Below are 20,256 nucleotides of genomic sequence, written 5' to 3'. Positions count from 1 at the left end.
ATTATTGCTCCTTTTCCGCATGCTGTTCCACAGCTGTAAGAATCGCTCCGATAGCTGCAATGACGTCTTCCGCCTGCTCGCCATCGGCATTCACCGTAATGCTGTCGCCGAATTTTGCGCCAACCGAGATGACATGAACAAGACTCTTCGCGTTAAAGCTTTTTCCATCCTTTACAAGGGTTACACTTTCCTTGGAGGCTTTAGCAGCCTCTACGATTTTCCGTGCCGGTCTTGCGTGTATACCGAATGGATTTTGTATGACATAGCTGTTTTGCATCGGTTTTTCACTCCTGTTTTCTGTATCGTTACAGTATTTTTTTGATTTCATCCTTTAATTGCTCGGATTGCGTTCCGAAAATAACCTGAACGGCGCCTTTGCCTAATCGAATGATGCCTGCGGCTCCCAATCCCTTAAGCAATGTATCATTAACAACCGTTTCGTCCTTTACGACTAAGCGCAAGCGAGTAATGCATGCGTCAAGCGAAACGATGTTCTGCGACCCGCCAAGCGCCTGAAGCACGTTTTCAACTTTGCCGCTTCCAGCTGAGGAGGCAGACGTTTTTTCATCATTCTCCGCCTCTGCGGTTTCATCCTCGCGGCCTGGCGTTTTGAGATTGAGTTTGACGATGAGAAAGCGAAACAAGAAATAGTAAAACAATGCGAAAGCAAGACCTACCGGAATGATGATCAGCGGGTTCGTCGCCAGCTGATAGTTTACGGCATAATCAATAAAGCCTGCCGAGAAGCCAAAGCCATGCTTGACATCCAGCTCATAAAGAATGAAGCCGGACAATCCTGTCAGCAAAGCATGAATGACGAATAGGAAAGGCGCAACGAACATAAAAGCAAACTCAAGCGGCTCCGTAATACCGGTCAAGAAGGAGGCGAATGCCGTGCCGATGAAGATGGAGGCGACCAGCTTCCGTTTTTCTTTGCGCGCCGTGTGGATGATAGCAAGCGCTCCCGCCGGCAGGGCGAACATCATGATCGGGAAGAAGCCGGTCATGAACATGCCCGCCGTCTTGTCTCCGGCGAAAAACCGTGTCAAATCTCCGTGCACCACTTTTCCTGCGGCATCCGTGTAATCTCCGATTTGGAACCAGGCGATGGAGTTGATTACATGATGCAGACCCGTCGGAATGAGCAGCCGATTCGCCGTTAGGAATACGAAGGAGCTTATGCCTCCGAAGCCGACGACCCAGCGGCCGAACGTATCCAGTGCGCTTTGCACGGGGCCCCAGATAAGCCCGAGCAGCAAAGCAACGATAACCATGACAAGTGAAGTTATAATCGGTACGAACCGCTTGCCGCTGAAGAAGCCAAGCCAATCGGGAAGCTTGATCGTATGATAGCGTTTGTATAGGAAAGCGGAGATAAGTCCGGCAATAATGCCGCCTAGAACGCCCATGTTAAGCACAACGCCTTCGCCGACGATCCCGCTAAAGACGAGGGGCACCTTAAGCTGAACGGTAATAAGCACTTGGTAAGCGATGACGGCGGCAAGCGCCGCAACGGCATCCCCGGCAAGCCCGATAGCTACGCCAACGGCGAAGATAAGAGCCAGGTGGTCAAAAATGGCGGATCCGCCGGCGGCCAGAAACGGTGCGATATATTGATTGATAAATTCACCTGCGCCGCCTAGATGAATATCCTTCACATAATCAATATTGCCAAAACGGAGCAGGATGGAAGCCGCAGGAAGCGCGGCAACCGGAAGCATTAAAGCTTTACCTATTTTTTGCAGGAAGGCTAGCATAATCGATCATCCTCTTTTCTGGTCCATGATAAACCTATGTTAATTATTCATTCATTTCCGCTCGCAGAACGGCTTCGGCGCCTGCGGTGACGCTGCCGCTGGAGACGATATGCTCTAGCTGCTTTACTTCGTCCTCATTCGCAATGACGATCGGCGTGATGGAGGGACAGCCTGCGGCTTCAATGACGGCGCGATCAAATTCAATAAGGATATCGCCCGCTTGAAAGGAATCCCCTGAGCTTACATGAGCTCGGAAGCCGTTCCCGTTTAAAGCTACCGTATTAATTCCGATATGAATAAGCAGCTGTAAGCCTGAATTATGCTCTACGATAATGGCATGATTCGTATGAATGAGATGAGCAACGGTTCCATCGAAGGGCGCGACAATTTTCCCTTCGCTTGGCTCGATGGCGATACCGTCACCCATATGCTTGCCTGCAAAGGCTTCGTCCGGTACAGCGGTTAACGCTAGAACCTCACCAGATAAAGGGGCTAAAATTTCAATCGTTTTTGATTTTGTTTTTCCGAATAGCTTTGACAGCATGCTGCAGTCCTCCTATTGTTGTTCAGCTTGTTTTACGATTTGACCTACCGGTACATTGTGTATGCCGGAGTAGACATGGAAGGCTAAAAAACCGATTTCAGCCTCTGGAATGGCAATATGAAATTGCTCGCTTATCCATTCGGCTAATGTGGCCGCAATTTCATATTCCACGGGAAAGCTCTGTTTCGTTTCGTCTAGAAAGGGATTGACAATATCCATACCTTGACGCAGCCGGTAAACGGCAAATTGGATGTGGCTCGGCAATGCTAAATATAGCTTCGGGTTCACGTCAACGTCCGTCTTTAGCTTGATGTAAGCGGCGATTCGTTCCGTAATCCGAATGACGGAGGGATCGATTTCCTCTAAATAAAAATGATATTTCTTCATTTGCTCGGTATCGTCGAGCCGAAACCGTTTCTCGATGCGCTTGTCCGTACTATCGATGGTTTCGCCTGCCTTGAGCGAGAAGCCGATGCCTTTGCCGAAGATGACATATTCGGTTTCGGTTTGCTGATCGACCGTCAATAGTACGTTATTGCCGATCGTACGTTCTACCCGAAATGCGCGAGCCATACTCGAAATCCCTCCTTTGACATTAAGTTGCCCAATAGGCAAAAAAAGAGCCAAGAAAAGATAACCCTTCTATCAATAAACTTAGAAGGTAATCTTTTCTTGGCTCATGCCTCGTATTCGGAGTAACACGCCAAGCGTATATGGATGATTCTGAACAACTTATAAATGATTTTTAAAATCATTTTTTCGAACATTTACATCATATTAATTTAAAGCGCTTTCGTCAAGAGGTGGTACTCAAGAAAATTTATGAAAAATAGAGGAATGCGACCGGATGGGAAAGCTGAGCAGACTGTTCATACATGACAGTCTGCTCAGGAATTAGTAACCGTCGGTTGAATGTCCAAGCTCCTCGGCAAGCTCCAAACCTTCGTTCGCAGGGTCCGTACCGACGTGGCGGCTTTCCGTATCATGCAGATCGGCTTGCTTTAGTCCATCCGCAATGCGTTTTCCGTAATCGGCATCCGCTTCGGTAAAGTGCTTGATCATAGTATCGCGGATGACGCTGCTGCAGGTGCTAAGCGCGCCTACCAAATTATCGATGAGCTCGTCGCGCTCCCATTGCTCGAATTTGCGGTATGTTTCGCCTGCTTGTTTGAAATTGTTTTGCCGGTCGATCGGCTCGCGTATCAGCTTAGCTGAATAGGCAGGCTCATGCGGCTCGCCGGGACGATCGGCCTCCCTTAAGCCGCCCATCGTAGACGGCTCGTAATTGACATGCGGATTTTGACCCGTTGCAATGTCGATGCGGAATGCCATTTGTCCGTCGCGTTGATTGGTAGCGACCTGCTTCTTAGGCGCGTTAATCGGCAATTGAAGATAATTGGTGCCGACGCGGTAGCGCTGCGTATCTGAATAAGAGAATGTGCGGCCTTGCAGCATTTTATCGTCCGAGAAATCGAGCCCGTCGACCAATACGCCGGTTCCGAAGGCAGCCTGCTCCACTTCGGCGAAGTAGTTTTCCGGATTTTTGTTTAAAACCATCTTGCCAACCGGAAGCATTGGAAACTGTTCAGGATCCCATAGTTTTGTGTCATCGAGCGGGTCGAAATCAAGCTCGTCATGCGCATCGTCGCTCATCCACTGCACTTGAAGCTCCCAGGCGGGATATTCCCCGCGCTCTATCGCTTCGTATAAATCCTGCGTTGCGTGATTGAAGTTTTTGCCTTGAAGCTGCTCGGCTTCGGCTTGCGTTAAGTTGCGAATGCCCTGGAGCGGCTCCCAATGGTATTTCACCAGGACGGCCTTTCCTTCTTTATTCACCCATTTATATGTATTGACGCCTGAGCCTTGCATCTGTCTGTAGTTAGCGGGAATCCCCCATGGCGAGAACAAGAATGTAATCATATGGGTAGCTTCAGGCGACTGGGAAACAAAGTCGAAGAAGCGCTCCATGCTCTGGACGTTAGTGACGGGATCAGGCTTAAAAGCATGGACCATGTCCGGAAATTTCATCGCGTCGCGAATAAAAAATATTTTCAGATTGTTCCCCACTAAATCCCAATTACCGTCCTCCGTATAAAACTTCGTAGCGAAGCCGCGCGGATCGCGAAGCGTTTCCGGTGAATGGCCGCCATGAATAACGCTGGAGAAGCGAACGAATACAGGCGTCTGCTTGCCTGCTTCTTGAAACAGCCGCGCGCGCGTATACTTAGCTATAGGCTCATCACCCAGCTTGCCGTAAGCTTCGAAATATCCGTGTGCTCCTGCTCCTCTGCCATGCACGACTCGTTCGGGAACGCGTTCTCGGTCAAAATGGGATATTTTCTCGATAAAGTGATAATTTTCGAGCGTAGATGGACCGCGGTTACCGATCGTCCGAATATTTTGATTATCGGTGACCGGGTGACCTTGCCGGTTGGTTAGGGTTTGATCAGTCGTTTCATTTGTTGTCACAGCTCAAGTCTCCTCTGTTATCATGTATACAGGCGTGCACGCGACTATTATGATTCTTATTTCCACTTATTATTCAAATCATAGAAACGGAATTATTAGCGATATCTGGTCATCAATCAGATGGTTTATGGTATGATAGAACCATAATAGAGAGAAGGGCAAGATGCGGGACATGCAGCGCAATATTTGGCTAATGGCGATCAGTGTTATCGTCGTACTCATTTTATTAAACAACACAGCTTATTATTTTCTTACGAAAAGTACGCTTGAGAGATCTTTCAATGAAGAGCTTCTTACCCATGCCAAACGGTTGGAAGTATCGCTTGAGCAATCTCGCCAAGGCGCGGCATTATTCCAGGATCAGATTGGGCGGGAGCTGCGTATGGCTTCAATAGCGGCGCAATATGCGCTTGATCCTGACGTGGAGAAGGTAACGAACGAGCAGTTGGTCGAGCTAAGCCAGAAGCTGGGGGTCAGTCATATTACGCTTCTGAAGAAGCTGCCCGATGATATCGTGCTGTATAAATCATCCGATAAATCGCAGCTGGGGGAAAGCACTAAGGGCTGGAAGCCATGGTACGAAGTTTTCAATCAGCTGTTCGAGGAGAAAACCGCATCGGTAGATTGGTTGGGACAAACGCTACCGAATTTTTGGAGCGGCCCGTTCGAGGTTTCCTCCACCAGCCTGGATCAAGTGAATAAATGGGGCTACTATTACGACGGGACGACAAATTACATTACTGACCCTTACGTCGGCTATGAACGTCAAGAGGAATATGAGCGTGCAACGGGCGTACACCGCATGATCGAAAGCTCGGTGCAAAGCAGCGATTCGCTGATGGAAATTGCTTTTATTAATCCGGAGACGTTTCCCGATGGCATCAATACGATTCATCCTAACGGCGACGTGCAAGGACATAAGGTGCAGGAACCGATATTCTACGGCTCCTATACGATTAAGTCCGAGAAGGATACGGAATGGGTGCAGAAGGCCTATTTGACGAAGCAAACCGTTACCGCAAAAGAAAACATTAACGGTAAAGAAATTTTTAAAATGTTCATTCCGGTGTTTACAGACGATAATGGGATTAACATTACGAACAGAGACGGAAAGCCTATGGACAGCTATGTGCTGATGCTGACGTCGGATTATCACATCATTCAAGAAAAATTGGATTCTCAGTTTTTAAACCTTGGCTTAATCATTATTGTTTTGACAAGTTTAAGTCTCTTAATTGCAGTCGCAGCTATGAGATATTACAGGCAATCCCGAGATAAGGCCGTGAAAGTGACGCAGGAAACGTATGTTGAAGAAATAAATCAATTGTTCCAATCCATCAGGGCTCAGCGCCATGATTTCGTCAATCACGTCCAGACGATCCATTCCCTTGCCGAGCTGGAGAAATCCAAGGAACTTGTTGCATACACGAAGGAGCTGACCGGTGACATTCGATTGATGAATGACATCATTAATATCGGCAACCCGGCAATCGCTGCCCTTGTAAGATCGAAGATTTCACAGGCCGAAAGCTATAGAATTCAATTTAGCTGCTCGTTCACAGGCTTAAACATGCAGGAGATGGGAGTAAAGACGCTTGATGTCAATCGCATGCTCGGCAATTTGATCGACAATGCGTTCGACGAGGTGCTCAAATATTCGGAGGATCGACGCCATGTTACGCTTGTCGGCAAGCAAACGGCAGATCATCTTGAATTTACGATCACCAACACATGCGAGCAGGCGGAAGAGACTATATTGAAGCCGATCTTCGAAGCTGGTTATTCGACTAAGGAGCTGGATCATCAAGGCCTGGGCCTTTCGATTGTGAAGTCGATCGTCGAGAAATACAAAGGCGATGTGTACGTTAAAGCTGAACCGAACGGGAAATTAACGTTTATTTTGAAAATTCCGTTATAAGAAAAGAACGCGCCATGCTGAACTGCGAATTCCATTCGTCGGCACGGCGTTTTTTTTGTTATAATAAAAGGAATGCAGATGAACGGAAAGGAAGCGGGTGAATGTCTGAAATGCGCCTCAGTGAAAAGCTGGAAGCGGCTCTCGCGCAGCAGTTGAATGATCATGGATCCATTGCGGTAATGAAGCGCGGCTGGCAGTATTATTTGGATGGTCATGTTAATAGTGCTAATGCTGGAGGCCATGATAATGTATATGGCGTCGTTCAGGGCTCGGATCTTTATGCGGTCATCCTTGATGCGGGACAATTTCGATACAGCTCATGCACTTGCCCGGTTAACGGATTTTGCAAGCATATGGCCGCTGTATATTTTCAATATAGCCAGCAGGAAGTTGGACATGAGCAAGCGGAACGGGCTTATTTTCGATTGCTGGGGCTTAAATCCGCCAGCACGTTGCTTGGGAATCAGCCTGAACGCGAACGGCCGGTTATCGAAACGCTGCACCCGCCGGGAGAGCTGGCGAGCGCCGCGGAGTGGTTGGAATGGATGGAGGCTGAGCATGGCGATGTTTGGCGGAAATGCCGTCATTCCCTTCATGCGCTGCAGCCTGTGCTGTCCTCGCTGAAAGGGTTGTCTAGGGATTGGGAGAAGCCGCTGCAGCGGCTTCATTGGTCAACGGCAATCGTGTTTGTATTAGAACAAGCAGAACATGCCATTACGACGGTCGACTCGTTCAGCAGATATTATCATGAAATGTCCTTTATTCGCATGGCGGAGCCGTGGGTGGAGCATTTGAATACATTAGTGTCGGAGCTGACGCCCGAAGCGATGGAGCCTTCGGAGGCAGCTTGGACCGAAGCGATCGTAGCGCATGTTAAGAGGCGTGCATCGAATGCGGAGCAGCAGCTTTTTGATTGGGGCTATATGTATTTGGCGCTGTGCGAGAAGCTCTCGGAAAGCCGCAGCTGGTATGAAAGCGAGTTAAACTCCTTGCTGAAGCTCGCGGGCAGCGAAGAGGAGGATAGCGCAAATTCCGCATTTCTGCATACCGCAATCGGGATGATGTACTTTCTTGATATGCAGGATATGCTGGCTATAAAGCATTTTGCCATGACGAGCTTTGAACGTTCGCAACGGGTTATGTATCCTTGCGCGGCACAGCGAATGGAAGAAGAAAAATGGGAGCTCGTGGAGCTTTGGATGAGCTTCTTGTTCGAGCGCGTGTATAAGGTGAAAAATGGCCGTACGGTAGGGCCGTTCGTTACCTTATGCCGAAGGGCGGATCTGGATCGTCCCGACTTGACGATATGGACGGATTATATGACGCAGCTGCTGCCGCACTCGTATTCGGAATTGTCCGATCACTGGCTTGACCAGAAGCGCTATGACGAGTGGGCGGATCTTCAGCTCTTGATCGGCTCGCGGCCGGAGGATGTCGGCGCTCCCGCCTTGCGCGAAATTGCCAAGCAAGCACCGAGAGCTTTAATGCCGCTGTACCATCAATCCGTGGAGTCTTGGATACAAACCCGCAACCGCCAGGGCTACCGCATGGCTGTAAAACAGCTGAAGAAGCTGGAACGATTATATAAAACCGACAAGGATGCTCCGAGATGGGAGCAGTATATTGCGGCGCTTGTTCATAAGCATCAGCGCCTAAGGGCGTTCCAGGAAGAGCTGTGGAAAGGGAAAATTGTTACATGAGGACTTACATTGGCGCGCGAAAAATGGTGATAGATGGATTTTGGCATGTGGATGAGAGCGGCGCTTCCGTATTGATAGGCGCAGTCGACCGGAAGGACGCGGCAGAAGGAAGGCTGCGCCCTCTATTATTTGCATGGCATAAGGCCTCCTGGTACGGAGCTGAAATTGAAGAGATCAGCTTGGGTGACCGAAAGCTGCTGAAAGTGCCGCCTTTGCTGGCGGTTGATTATTTATCCTCGCCTATGCATGTACGGCTGCTTCAATTAGAGTGGACCGAGCGTCTCAAGACGCTGATGAAAATGGCCGATCATATCCGCTATGCTTTATTGAACGGTTGGTTTTCTCCTGATTGGAACAGGTGGACGGACGAACGGCGCAGCTGGCGGCTCGCGATCCCGGAGCAGGAGGAGGAACTCCAGCGGCAATGGAAGGAAACGATGCAAGCAGCCATAGAACATGGCGATAAAGGGATTGATGAGTGGCTAAGCGGCGCGATTGAGCAAATGATCGGGGAGCATGAGCCGGCCGGGCAGGCATGGCGCGCGATCGGCCTGGCTTCCGGGGAAGCGGTATTAAGAAGGAAATCGTCCGATGAGGAAGACTGGATGATCGCGATCGGACTTCGCAAAGATACGCTTCCATTCCGCGTTGCCATACAGCTCGTTGAGCCGAATGAATCTGCAGGGTGGCAGCTTCGTCCTGTGCTGCAGCATCGCGAGGGCGGTGCATGGCTTCCGATTCAACGAAAGGCCGGGGAGAATGGCTGGGAGCCGGCTGCTCGGGAGGTGCGGGCAATTCCCGCAGAATGGCTGCCGTATCTCGATGCTAAGCTGGCGAAGGAGCAGCTGAAATGGACGGCTGCCCTGCCCGAGTGGCAAGATCCGGCTGAGGAAGGGATGCTTAGAGAGCAACTGACGGACAACGAAGCCTGGCAATTTCTCGAGGAATCGAGCGTTCGCTTGCTGGAGTCCGGCTGCCCCGTTCTGCTGCCTGGCTGGTGGGAGGCGGTCCGCTCCCGCAAGCTGCGTTTAAAGGCGAAGATGAAATCTTCGGTCGGTTCGGCTGCTCAGCCGATGTTCGGTCTCGATCAGATTGTTCAATTCGATTGGAAGCTTGCACTAGGGAACGTCGATTTATCGGAAGCGGAGTTTCTCCAGCTTGCGGAGCAAAACCGGCGTCTGTTCAACGTTGGAGGCGAATGGGTGCATTTGGACCCGCAGGACGTTACCCAAATCAAGCAATGGCTGAAGCGAATGGGCAAGCGCAAGGGGCTGTCGTTCCGCGATGTGCTGGAGATGCATCTCCGCGGAGGAAGCCCTCTGACAGACGATGGCGGGCTGGTGTCGGATTTGCGGGCTGAAGTGGAGTTGAACGAGCATTTGGCCTCATGGCTTGAGCAGCTGCAGCAAACCTCTCAGATTCCCCTGGCGGAAGTGCCGGAGCAGTTTCTCGGCGAACTGCGCCCCTATCAGCTGCAGGGCGTATCATGGCTGCTGTTTTTAAGAAGATTCGGTCTCGGCGGGGTACTGGCTGATGATATGGGATTAGGCAAAACGATTCAGTTCATGGCCTATTTGGTTTATATAAAGGAGCGCAAGCTTCAGTCTGACGGTCCATCTCTTCTCATATGTCCGACATCCGTCATCGGCAACTGGGAGAAGGAGCTGGAGCGGTTCGCTCCCTCGCTTCGCATCATGCTGCATTACGGGAATCGGAGGGATAAAGGCGAGGCGTTTCGGGAGGCCGTGCAGGAAGCGGATTTAGTCATTACCTCATACGCTTTGGCGCAGCTGGACGAAGAGGAATTGAGCTTGGTCGATTGGGACGCGCTTTGTCTCGATGAGGCCCAGAACATTAAAAATGTGTATACGAAGCAGTCGGCCGCGATCCGCCGCTTACCCGCGAACCATCGTATAGCATTAACGGGAACGCCGATGGAGAATCGTCTGACAGAGCTTTGGTCCATCTATGATTTCATTAATCCCGGCTACTTGGGCCATTTGAATGAATTCCGGCAGGCGATCGTAACTCCGATCGAGAAAACGCGCGATGAGAGCTTGATCGCGGGTCTTCAGCGCTGGGTTAAGCCGTTTATGCTCAGAAGAATAAAGAAGGACCCGTCCATTCAGCTGTCGCTGCCGGATAAATATGAATCGAAAACCTATATGACGTTAACGGCGGAGCAGGGGGCCATGTACGAAAATGTAGTGGCCGATCTGCTCGATAATCTGGATAAGCTCGGTCCCATGCAGCGTAGAGGCCTTATTCTTGCGGCGCTGACAAAGCTGAAACAGCTATGCGATCATCCGTCTCTGTTGGCAGGCGAGGTTAGAGCGGATTTATGGGAAATTGAGCGCTCCAATAAGGTGGAGCGGCTGCTTGAAATGTGCGAAGAAATTGCTGCGGAGGGGGAACGCTGTCTCATCTTCACGCAATATATAGAGATGGGGCATCAACTGCAAAAGCTGCTTGAACAGAAGCTTGGCTTGCCCGTTCCATATCTGCATGGCAGCGTGCCGAAGGCGAAGCGGGATGAGATGATCGACCGGTTTCAGGATACGGAGGAGCCGTGCTGCGCGTTCGTGCTTTCCTTGAAGGCAGGCGGAACGGGACTTAACCTGACTGCCGCGAATCATGTTTTCCATTTCGACCGCTGGTGGAATCCGGCGGTTGAAAACCAGGCGACGGACCGGGCGTTTCGGATCGGCCAGACGAAGAAGGTACAGGTGCATAAATTCATAACGCTGGGCACGCTTGAGGAGAAGATCGATGAAATGATTGATCGGAAGCAATCGTTGAACGATCAGGTCGTCGGACAGTCGGAGCAATGGATAACCGAAATGTCTACGGATGATCTGAGAGAGCTTTTTTCATTAAGGAAAAGCTGGTTAAAGGGATGAGGTGGATAAATGTCAGGAGACAGCCTGCAAGTCAAGCAAGCAAAATGGCAGCCCATGAACGCCGCAAGCAAAGCTTCGCAAGAAAGCCCGGATGATTCAAACGGAAAAGCGGCAGCAAACCGCCAGTTGGACGATGCCAATCAGGAATGGCGGCGGTTTTATGAGATCATTAAAGAAATAACAATGGATATGCGTTATTAATCACGTTAATGTTTATGATACAGCCCGTCGGGAATAATGTCCCGGCGGGCTATAAAAATTTCCCCCTGTCTCCGGAAATAAGAGAATTGTATCCCTAACTCGTCGTATTTTGGACCTCCTTTTGCATAAACGGTGCAGACTATAATTAGGATGCGAGGCAAACAAGCAACATTATAAACAAGGAGGTCTACACACAATGAAAAAAAGTTTCACACTGATCGCTGCTCTTATGGTATCCATCTTGCTCGTCGTTTCGGCTTGCGGCTCGAATAGCTCTGAACCGCCCGGCAGTACGGGCGCCGAAGGCACAGACAAACCTGCAGCGCCTGCCGAGGAAGCAAAAGAGGTTTCGCTGTCTCTTCGCCATACGCAAATTAAAGAAACGAGCAAAACCCGCTTGAAAATTTTAGAGGATGTCGTTGCAAAAACGCAAGAGGAAAACAAAGGCTTGACGTTCAAGCTGGAGGGCATCGACGAGATCGTCAACCGGGATCAAAAGCTGAAGGCTGAAATGGCTGCCGGCAATCCTCCGGATATTTTCGAAGTATTCGGCGGCGCGGATTTAAAGCTATACGTAAAAGCGGGACATATGCTTGACCTGACACCGATCATTGATGAGCTTGGAATCAAAGATAAATTCGCAAGCCTGTCCGAGTTTACGATCGACGGCAAAGTATACGGTTTGCCTTTCGGCGGCTACAGCGAGGCGATTTTCTACAACAAGAAAATATTTTCCGAGCTTGGTTTATCGATTCCTGCAACGTGGGAGCAATTGCTAGACATATCTGAGAAAATCAAAGCTGCCGGCTACACGCCATTCGGCCTTGCCGCCAAAGACGCATGGGTTAACGGCATGATGTGGAACACCGTCATGGAGCGAAACGTTGGCATGGACGCACTTGACAAGGTTGTAACGGGCGAAGCAAAATGGACGGATGAAAACTTCATCAAAGGCTTCACGGCTTATGCCGATCTCGTTAACAAGGATTACTTCACGAAAGGCGCGCTAGGGCTTGCTTACGCAGATCAAGGGGCGCAATTGCTATCCGGCAAAGCGGCCATGGTATTCACAGGCTCATGGGACGCTAACCGCTTTACAAGCGACGAAGCAGGCGAACTGAAGGGACAAATCGGTTACTTCGCATTCCCGTCGATCGCTGGCGGAGCGGGCGACCAATCTTCGATCAACGCTTCTTACTCGAACGGCTTCGGCTTCTCGGCTAATCTAAGCGAGGACCAGCTTGCCGGCGTGAAAAAATTCATCGCCAACTTCTTTAATGAAGAAATTCAAAAACGCACGTTGGTTGAAGACAAATTGCTGCCTTCCATGAAACTGTCTGATTTGTCCGGCGTAGATCCTCTGATCTCTGAGGTTCTGACCGTCATGGCTAACGCTTCGACATCATGGCCTGCATTCGATTCGATCACGCAGCCGGCCGTAACCGCTGAAATCGGCGTCGGCATCCAAGAGCTGATCGGTAAAGTAAGCACACCTGATAAGGTAGCGGCGAAAATTCAAGCGGCTCAAGAAACAGCGAACGCCGCTCAATAAGAGCTGACATTACAATCGATACTGATGGACGAGAGGGTGTCCTTCCTTTCAGAAGGACACCCTCTTTCACCAGAGAAGGAGGGGGAAGCCATGAACAAAGCGCTCAAAAATCCAATCACCTATATCGCGTTCATTATTCCGACGCTTGCTTTATACGCTGTTTTTTTCGTTTATCCGGTTATCGTATCGTTTTATTACGGCTTCTTTCAATGGGATGGCATAACGGACAAGATGTTTATCGGCATCGACAATTTTACTCGTCTGTGGGAGGATGAGGTGTTTCGCAAGGCTTTAGTGAACAACTTCTATTTTATGGCGTTTTCCTTAATCGTGAATATTCCGCTCGTCTTCCTGATTTCGATTATAATCAGCAAGGTTAGACGCATGCGTGACTTTTACAAATCGTCCGTGTTCGTACCGGTCGTCATATCGACTGCGACGGTAGCTATATTGTTCGGCGTGTTATACAACTATGACTCGGGCATGATTAATCAATTTATTCGACTTGTTGCGCCAGAGGCTTGGGCGCGGGAATGGCTGTCCGATCCTAAGCTGGCGATGCTGTCCATCCTGATCGCGAACGCTTGGCAAAATATCGGCTTCTTCATCGTATTGTGCCTGGCCGCTATTCTGAACATTCCGAAGGAAATCGTGGAGGCTTCCAAGATCGACGGCGTAAACGGCTGGCAGGAGACTTGGGCGATTACGCTGCCTCTCGTCAGGCCAGTGTTGTTCGTTATGCTTCTTCTAACCGTTTCTGGAACGATGAAGGTGCTCGATATCGTCCAAATTATGACGAACGGCGGTCCCTTTCAATCGACCGAGGTCATGTCGACCTATATGCTTAAAGTAGGCTTCCGCTCAATGGAGCTGGGCTATGGAAGCGCGATCGGCGTCGCGATGTTTATGATCATCCTTGTTCTTACCGGACTATTGCAGCGCATCACGAAGCGCGAGGAGGTGCAGTACTAATGACAGCGCGTTTACGTAACGGACAGTGGTGGATGCATCTTTTTCTGCTTGGCTATGTCGTCGTATTGCTCTTCCCTCTCGTATGGCTGTTCCTGTCATCCTTCAAGACGAATCGTGAAATTACGGCGAACACCTGGGGGCTGCCAACCAGCTTCAGCTTCGATAACTATATCGCGGCTTGGGAAACCGCTAATATCGGCAAATATGCGCTGAACAGCGCCTATGTGACCATTGCGGCTTGCGTGCTCACCCTGTTGTTCGCAGCTATGACCTCATTTGCCATTTCCCGCATGAAGTTTAAAAGATCGAACAAAGCGGTCTATCAATTCATCTTGCTCGGCCTGATCGTTCCTCCGGGAGCTTTGTTTATTCCATTGTACCGATTGATCCAGGGCATCGAAGTGTTCGGACATCCGCTTTACGATACGCATTGGTCGCTTATTTTGGTATACTGCACTTATGCGTTGCCCATTACCGTATTTATTATTTATGCCTTTATGTTATCCATTCCGAACGAGCTCGAGGAAGCGGGTATTATCGATGGGCTCGGAGCATCCGGCCTTTTCTTCCGCGTCATCGTACCGATCTCGCTGCCGGCGCTTGTTACGGTATTTATATTGAATTTTATCGGAAACTGGAACGAATATATTTTATCCCAGCTTTTCATTACATCCGAGTCTCTCAAAACGCTGCCTACCGGCATGGCGACTTTCAACGACGGCTATCGCACCAACTTCGCGTCGCTGTCCGCCGCTGTCATCATCAGCATTGTTCCCGTGCTGGCCATATACGTTTTCCTTCAGCGGCAAATCATTGAAGGGATGACGGCAGGCAGCGTTAAAGGGTAAGGGCCCGCGCGAGGGCGATTGCCGGGAGACCATACGCCGGAAGGGGATTTATCCTTTGAACTTGAGACCGAAGCTGATGCTCGCCTTTATCCTGCTCATCATCATCCCCATGATTGGGTTAGGCCTATTTTCGTTTCTTCATTCGGAGACGCTGCTTGAAAAAAAATACAGCCAGCAGACCGAAATTTCGCTCAAGGCGATCGGAGGCAATATCCGGTATTTCTTTCGGGAGCTGGATCAGCTCTCGGATGGCAACCTGACGAGTCCCGAAGTCCAGGATACGCTTAAATACAGCACCTATTCTTCTAGCGATGCGAGTACCATAATCAAAATCAATCAAGCGGAAAAGGAAATGAACCGGATCCTGTTCCAGCATCCCTCAGTCAGCTTCGTCGTGCTTTACGCGAAGGACGGAACGATGTTCCGAACCTTCCGCAACGACCCGACAACATTCAAGCCGATCTCCTTTGATCTGCTGCAGCAGCACTCCCTATATAATGACGTGATGAAGCTTGGCGGGCGGCCGCTGTGGATCGGGCCTTATGAGCAAAGGGAGCTGACCGGCGTCGAGCCGCCGCTGTTCACGCAACTCAGGCTGGTAAAGGATATCGAGACCTTTAACGATTTGGGCGTTATGGTCACGCAGTACAAGACGGAAGAGGTATACAGCATGCTGAATGCTTTCCAAAATCCGAAGGCGGACGGCGAGGAAACGCGTTACGTGATCGTAAATAAATCAGGGCTTATTTTATTGGATAGCCGCAAGGAAATTGAAGGGCTGAATATCAATGAATATACCGATTCGCTTCCGCAGGAAACGGTTAGCTACGCCAGCTCGCGCGAGAGATTCAGCGATGTCGACAGCCTCGTTTCCTCCTATCAATTAGATCGCAACGGCTGGGTGCTCATATCGGTGAAATCATGGAACGCGCTCACGAACGAGAACGTCAGATTCGTGCAATGGATCGGGATGATTACGGTACTTGGACTTCTCTCGGCGGTTCTGTTTAACGTATTCTTCGTCAACCGCGTAGCGAAATCGATTATTAAGGTCGTCCGCAAAATGAAGCTGGTCGAGCAAGGGCTGCTGGATATCCGCGTTACCGCCCAGGGCAAGGATGAAACCGTGCTGCTCGCAAACAGCTTCAATAGCATGGTCGAGCGAATCGGCAATCTGCTCAGCGATGTGCGCAGAGAGCAGGCGCGCAAGCAGCATGCGGAGATGATGCTGATGCAGGCGCAGATCAAGCCGCATTTCCTATTTAACACGCTGGAATCGATTAATGCGCTTGCCGCGCAAAACGAAGGCGGAAAAATTATGCTGATGGTACGCAGGTTAAGCAACCTGCTCCGTACAAGCATGCATCATTCCGAAGAAATTAGGATTAGTCAAGAAATCGAGCATGTTCGGAGCTATCTGGAAATTCAAAAGTACCGTTTTGAAGAGCTTTTTTCCTATGAATTGACTGTCCAGGCGGAAGCGCTGGATTATACAATCTTGAAGCTTACGCTTCAGCCTCTCGTGGAAAACAGCATCCAGCATGGCTTTGACGGTTATGCGGATGGAGAAGGGGAAATTTCGATCGATGTAACCGTCGAACCGCAGCAAATTGTCATCATGGTCCGGGATAACGGCAATGGCATGAATGAAGACGTGCTTAGCAGACTTGCGACGGGCTCAAACCCTTCCAGCAAGCACAAGGCGGAGGCGGAGCTTGGAGAACGAAGAGGCCTTGGCCTTCGTAACGTTGCCGACCGGCTTCGCATCCATTACGGCCTCGTATACAGAATGATGATTTGCAGTCAAGAGGGCAGCGGAACGGTTATACGATGTGTCATTCCAAAAAGCAGAGGTGAAGGGTGATGGCCGGCAATGTTCTCCTAGTCGACGATGAAGCGCATATTACGAGAAACCTGGAGAAGGTTATTCCCTGGGAAATGTTAGGACTTACCGTTGCAGGCGTGGCCAAAAACGGCGTTGAAGCGCTTGAGCTTATGGACCAGATCAGCTTTGACCTGTTGCTATGCGATATTCGCATGCCGGTCATGGATGGCTTGGAGCTTGTGCGTCACATTCGGGATAAGGGACTTTCTTGTGATATCATTATGCTTTCGGGCTACCAGGATTTCACGTACACGCGGGCGGCGATTCAATATGGCGTAAAGGATTACGTACTGAAGCCAATTCCTTATGATGAGCTGACCGGCGTCATCGCGCGGATTATGGTTAATCAGCGCAGTAAGCAGAAGCTCCTGCAAGAGGAGAAGCAGAAGCTGGGGCGCATGATTAATTTGGCAAGCGAAAAAATATTGTATGACATTATAATGGACTACACCGAGGTATCCGGCGCTAACTGGCTGCTTACCGGAGATGAACAGCAGCTTAAGGAACAGCAGTTCGTCTTCATTGTACTTGACCTGGACGTCAGCTCCGAGAAAACGAAGGATTGGCGCGACTGGTCGGATAAAGAGCGAAAGCTCTGGAATTTTGCCGTTTGCAACGTACTTCGCGAGAAGCTGATGCAAAATGGTCATCATCATGCCGTTATTCAAATACGTGACGGTGAATGGTGTGTACTCCTTGAAATGGATAAAACGGCAGCCTTCGATATTTTGCTTATTCAGGAATGGACGACATCATTGCTAACCGAGGTCAAAAATCATGTAAAGCTGTCTTTATTCGCCGGCATTTACCGTGAATTCGTTTCGGTCAGCAATTTAGCCGCCGCATACAAACAGGTACAGCAAGGCATGCAGCTGACGCCTGTTCACGATAACATAGCCGTGTATCCATCGGAGCGGCTGAAAACATCTCAAGCAGATCAAGCATTTTGGGATACCGCCGAAAAAATCGTTGGAGCTGTCAAGAACGGCGATACGCTGGCCGTTGACATCGAGCTCCATAGCATCACGAAGCAGCTGCAGCAAATGAATGAACCGTCGCTTAACCGGGTGAAGCCGCTGCTACATTTTTTTGTTTTGCATTTGATGCGGGAAATGAAGGAGATGAGGGCATTCTCCAAGGAACAGGAGGAGATGCTTTGGCGCAGGCTTGACAGCCGCTTCGGCATTAAGGATCTGCTATCCGTTATTCGTCAGGTCACGAATACAGTAGCGGAGAAATCAATGGATAAGAAGAAGCAATCGGAGCGCTCCATGATAGAGGCGAAGGCGTATCTCGATCGAAATCTATATCGGGATCTTAGCGTGGAGGAAACGGCGTCGCATGTGAGCTTAAGCACCTCGTATTTCAGCTTGCTGTTTAAGCAAACGTTCGGAGAAACCTTTATCGAGTATATAACCAGACAGCGGATGGAGCGGGCAAAGGCGATGCTGGCGACTTCTCTGAAGAGCGTTGCTCAAATCGCGAAGGAAGTCGGGTATGCGGAGCGGCGTTATTTTACGAAAGTATTCATGAAGTACACAGGGGATAAGCCAACCGATTACCGCAGCAAATGCCAGCCTCCTTCCTAATCGCAATAGGAAGGAGGCTTTCCTTTTATTAACCGATCAAATTCGAGTAGGTCAAATCATGAAGAATGTAAGCAAGGAAGAAAATGACGCAGGGGTTTTCGTAGCGATGCTGGATTTTGACGAGCTGGTTGTAGTAGGTATCGGCATAATGAGGATTGTTGCGCATTTCAAGGCTGGCTTTAATTAAGGCATCCAGCTTGTCGGCAACATCCACCATTTCTCCTTCGTAATCGCCGGTTTTGCTGTGCACAATAAAATCAGTAAGGTCCTGATGAAAAAAGGCAGGCAGCTTGTCGATCATAAGCTGCGCCGTCTCCCGCTCGTACTGCTCGAAGGCCCGTTTAATATCGGCATTGTTATGCTTGAAGTTGGTTACGACATCGCCGGACAACGCCTCTGGTAAATCGTGAAGAACGGCTCTTGCCAGCAGCTTATATAAATCGATGCTCTTGTTGCCGAAGCGTTCGATCTCAAGCAAGCCATTGAACAAAGCGAGCGAGGCGACCCGGAAGGAATGCGTCGCATCATTATCGGGAACCAGATTGTAGTTGCCATTCCACCGCTTTACTGTATCCAGATTCATGATGTATTGTATAAATTCATAAAACCCTTCTTGCTTGTCGTATTCCTTCAGGAACCAGCCGATCGCCGGCAGCTCTGCGTTCAGCAATTGCTGTTTAAGCTCCTGATGCTTGGTATGGAAGAACGGGTTAGTATCGCAAAGAGACTCTCTATGGCAATAGAGGAATGCATCCAGCGTATCAATGGCGTCAACCAATCGCCCTACCGGAGTATGATCCTGAGCATTCACGATGTAATCGTAAACGTGGGGCTGCAGCGATTTTGAGAGATACGATACGATTTCCTTGCTCAGCTCCGTCTCATAGTCGCGTATATGATCCATAACGAGCGATTCTTTTTTGGTCACATGTTTAATCGAGCCTGTTCCCGTATTTTTCAGGTCGGCCCAGAGGCATCTGGCCAGCAGAGATAACTTGTCAACCGGCTGCTTGAACGCCTTTTCCTCGATGATCCCGATCAATATGGACAGCGCCGCGCATCTGAAGCTGTGACTTGCGGCATTATCCTCGAAGCGGGGAGCATATTCGCTCCACCGGGGCACATATTGCATGCGGATGATCGTGCTGGTAAATTTCCCGTTTTTCATCGTTTCACTCCCTGTCTATGTCATTATAAGGCTTAATTACTATACTGGACAGTGAGAAGTTTTTGTAGAAAAATAACCCAAAGGAATTATGAAGCAGCGAAAGCGCAGCCGTATAACCGATTTTATCAACACTAGCGAGAAGACCTCTTCCTCAAAAACGAAGTCGTTTTAGGGAGAGGATAAATCGTTTTCTCTAGAAATAGAACGTATGTTCTTGTACAATGAGCGCATACTCTTTTTTTGCAAGGAGGCGTCCTAAGTGGTCAATGTGCATAAAGCTTATCGCTATCGTCTATATCCTACTTAATGAACAAGCCACGCTTATTCGTAAAACGATCGGGTGCGCGAGATATGTGTTCAACCATTTCCTACAAATGCGTGAACGGTAACATTGCGGTGGGAGAGAGGCATATCAAGCTGCCAAAGCTGGGCCTTGTTCGCTATGCGAACAGCCGCGAGCTTAAGGGGCGAATCATAAATGCTGTCGTGCGGATGTCGCCGAGCAGAAAATACTACATAAGCATTCTCTGTGAGGCAGAAGTCACGCCGCTGCCGCCAATCGATCGTGCGGTAGGCGTCGATCTTGGCATCAAGACGTTTGCCGTGCTCTCTGACGGCCCCGCAATCGCGAACCCCAAGTGGCTGCACAAGCGCGAGAAGCAGCTTGCCCGCTTGCAGCGAATCATAACCCGCCGTCAAAAGGGCAGTCGGCGGCGTTAAGCATGTTGACAAAATAGCGTCACTCCTTCGAGC

Annotated in this window: 16 protein-coding genes and 1 pseudogene; 11 read left to right on the top strand and 6 right to left on the bottom strand. The window is 49.7% G+C overall.

The genetic code is table 11. The features are described 5' to 3' along the window. Window position 1: 1 nt before the first annotated feature. From L1N85_RS08640 to L1N85_RS08620, 5 genes are all read right to left on the bottom strand, one after another. Complete coding sequence (locus L1N85_RS08640) at window positions 2–277, bottom strand: HPr family phosphocarrier protein (RefSeq protein ID WP_235237152.1); 276 nt, start codon at window positions 275–277, stop codon at window positions 2–4. A gap of 28 nt (window positions 278–305) precedes the next feature. Next, on the bottom strand, window positions 306–1,757 hold the full coding sequence (nagE, locus tag L1N85_RS08635; RefSeq protein ID WP_235237151.1) for an N-acetylglucosamine-specific PTS transporter subunit IIBC: 1,452 nt from the start codon (window positions 1,755–1,757) through the stop codon (window positions 306–308). A 43-nt stretch (window positions 1,758–1,800) separates the two neighbouring features. Then, window positions 1,801–2,301 carry a PTS sugar transporter subunit IIA gene (locus L1N85_RS08630; protein ID WP_235237150.1) on the bottom strand — a complete coding sequence of 167 codons (501 nt, stop codon included), beginning with the start codon at window positions 2,299–2,301 and terminating at the stop codon, window positions 1,801–1,803. 12 nt (window positions 2,302–2,313) lie between these two features. Further along, entirely contained in the window at window positions 2,314–2,874 is a 561-nt protein-coding gene (locus L1N85_RS08625; protein WP_235237149.1) for a PRD domain-containing protein, read from the bottom strand. Between the two features lie 321 nt (window positions 2,875–3,195). Beyond that, on the bottom strand, window positions 3,196–4,770 hold the full coding sequence (locus L1N85_RS08620; protein WP_235237148.1) for a catalase: 1,575 nt from the start codon (window positions 4,768–4,770) through the stop codon (window positions 3,196–3,198). 163 nt (window positions 4,771–4,933) lie between these two features. Between L1N85_RS08620 and L1N85_RS08615 the strand changes: the two genes are divergently transcribed. The 9 genes from L1N85_RS08615 (at window position 4,934) to L1N85_RS08575 (ending at window position 18,335) form a co-directional block, all read left to right on the top strand. Beyond that, complete coding sequence (locus L1N85_RS08615) at window positions 4,934–6,688, top strand: sensor histidine kinase (RefSeq protein WP_235237147.1); 1,755 nt, start codon at window positions 4,934–4,936, stop codon at window positions 6,686–6,688. 101 nt (window positions 6,689–6,789) lie between these two features. Next, a complete protein-coding gene (locus tag L1N85_RS08610) occupies window positions 6,790–8,388 on the top strand; it encodes an SWIM zinc finger family protein (RefSeq protein ID WP_235237146.1) in 1,599 nt (532 codons plus the stop codon). Beyond that, window positions 8,385–11,288 (top strand): DEAD/DEAH box helicase, encoded by a 2,904-nt coding sequence (locus L1N85_RS08605; RefSeq protein WP_235237145.1) that lies wholly within the window; start codon window positions 8,385–8,387, stop codon window positions 11,286–11,288. Before L1N85_RS08610 ends, L1N85_RS08605 begins: the two co-directional genes overlap by 4 nt. A 9-nt stretch (window positions 11,289–11,297) precedes the next feature. Next, the gene (locus L1N85_RS08600; RefSeq protein ID WP_235237144.1) at window positions 11,298–11,489 is read left to right on the top strand and encodes a hypothetical protein; all 192 of its coding nucleotides are present in this window, start codon (window positions 11,298–11,300) and stop codon (window positions 11,487–11,489) included. 196 nt (window positions 11,490–11,685) lie between these two features. After that, on the top strand, window positions 11,686–13,041 hold the full coding sequence (locus L1N85_RS08595) for an extracellular solute-binding protein (RefSeq protein WP_235237143.1): 1,356 nt from the start codon (window positions 11,686–11,688) through the stop codon (window positions 13,039–13,041). A 90-nt stretch (window positions 13,042–13,131) separates the two neighbouring features. After that, a complete protein-coding gene (locus L1N85_RS08590) occupies window positions 13,132–14,013 on the top strand; it encodes a carbohydrate ABC transporter permease (RefSeq protein WP_235237142.1) in 882 nt (293 codons plus the stop codon). Continuing rightward, the gene (locus tag L1N85_RS08585) at window positions 14,013–14,861 is read left to right on the top strand and encodes a carbohydrate ABC transporter permease (RefSeq protein ID WP_235237141.1); all 849 of its coding nucleotides are present in this window, start codon (window positions 14,013–14,015) and stop codon (window positions 14,859–14,861) included. Before L1N85_RS08590 ends, L1N85_RS08585 begins: the two co-directional genes overlap by 1 nt. A 55-nt stretch (window positions 14,862–14,916) precedes the next feature. After that, window positions 14,917–16,725 (top strand): cache domain-containing sensor histidine kinase, encoded by a 1,809-nt coding sequence (locus L1N85_RS08580; RefSeq protein ID WP_235237140.1) that lies wholly within the window; start codon window positions 14,917–14,919, stop codon window positions 16,723–16,725. Further along, window positions 16,725–18,335, top strand: a complete 1,611-nt coding sequence (locus L1N85_RS08575) for a response regulator transcription factor (protein ID WP_235237222.1) — start codon at window positions 16,725–16,727, stop codon at window positions 18,333–18,335. Before L1N85_RS08580 ends, L1N85_RS08575 begins: the two co-directional genes overlap by 1 nt. Before the next feature lie 28 nt (window positions 18,336–18,363). Here the strand turns inward: L1N85_RS08575 and L1N85_RS08570 are convergent, their stop codons facing one another. Continuing rightward, the gene (locus L1N85_RS08570) at window positions 18,364–19,503 is read right to left on the bottom strand and encodes a YfbR-like 5'-deoxynucleotidase (RefSeq protein WP_235237139.1); all 1,140 of its coding nucleotides are present in this window, start codon (window positions 19,501–19,503) and stop codon (window positions 18,364–18,366) included. Between the two features lie 268 nt (window positions 19,504–19,771). On the opposite strand from L1N85_RS08570, the pseudogene L1N85_RS28155 reads away from it, so the two are divergent. Together L1N85_RS28155 and L1N85_RS08560 are read left to right on the top strand one after the other, a co-directional pair. Beyond that, window positions 19,772–19,880, top strand: a pseudogene (locus L1N85_RS28155) (helix-turn-helix domain-containing protein); the annotation flags it as partial. Beyond that, window positions 19,855–20,223 carry an RNA-guided endonuclease InsQ/TnpB family protein gene (locus L1N85_RS08560; RefSeq protein WP_235237137.1) on the top strand — a complete coding sequence of 123 codons (369 nt, stop codon included), beginning with the start codon at window positions 19,855–19,857 and terminating at the stop codon, window positions 20,221–20,223. The pseudogene L1N85_RS28155 and the gene L1N85_RS08560, both read left to right, overlap by 26 nt. Window positions 20,224–20,256 lie beyond the last annotated feature (33 nt).

Origin of the sequence: Paenibacillus alkaliterrae (assembly GCF_021532375.1) — a bacterium.
Lineage (GTDB): Bacteria > Bacillota > Bacilli > Paenibacillales > Paenibacillaceae > Pristimantibacillus > Pristimantibacillus alkaliterrae.
This window is presented reverse-complemented; position numbering and strand designations above follow the sequence as displayed.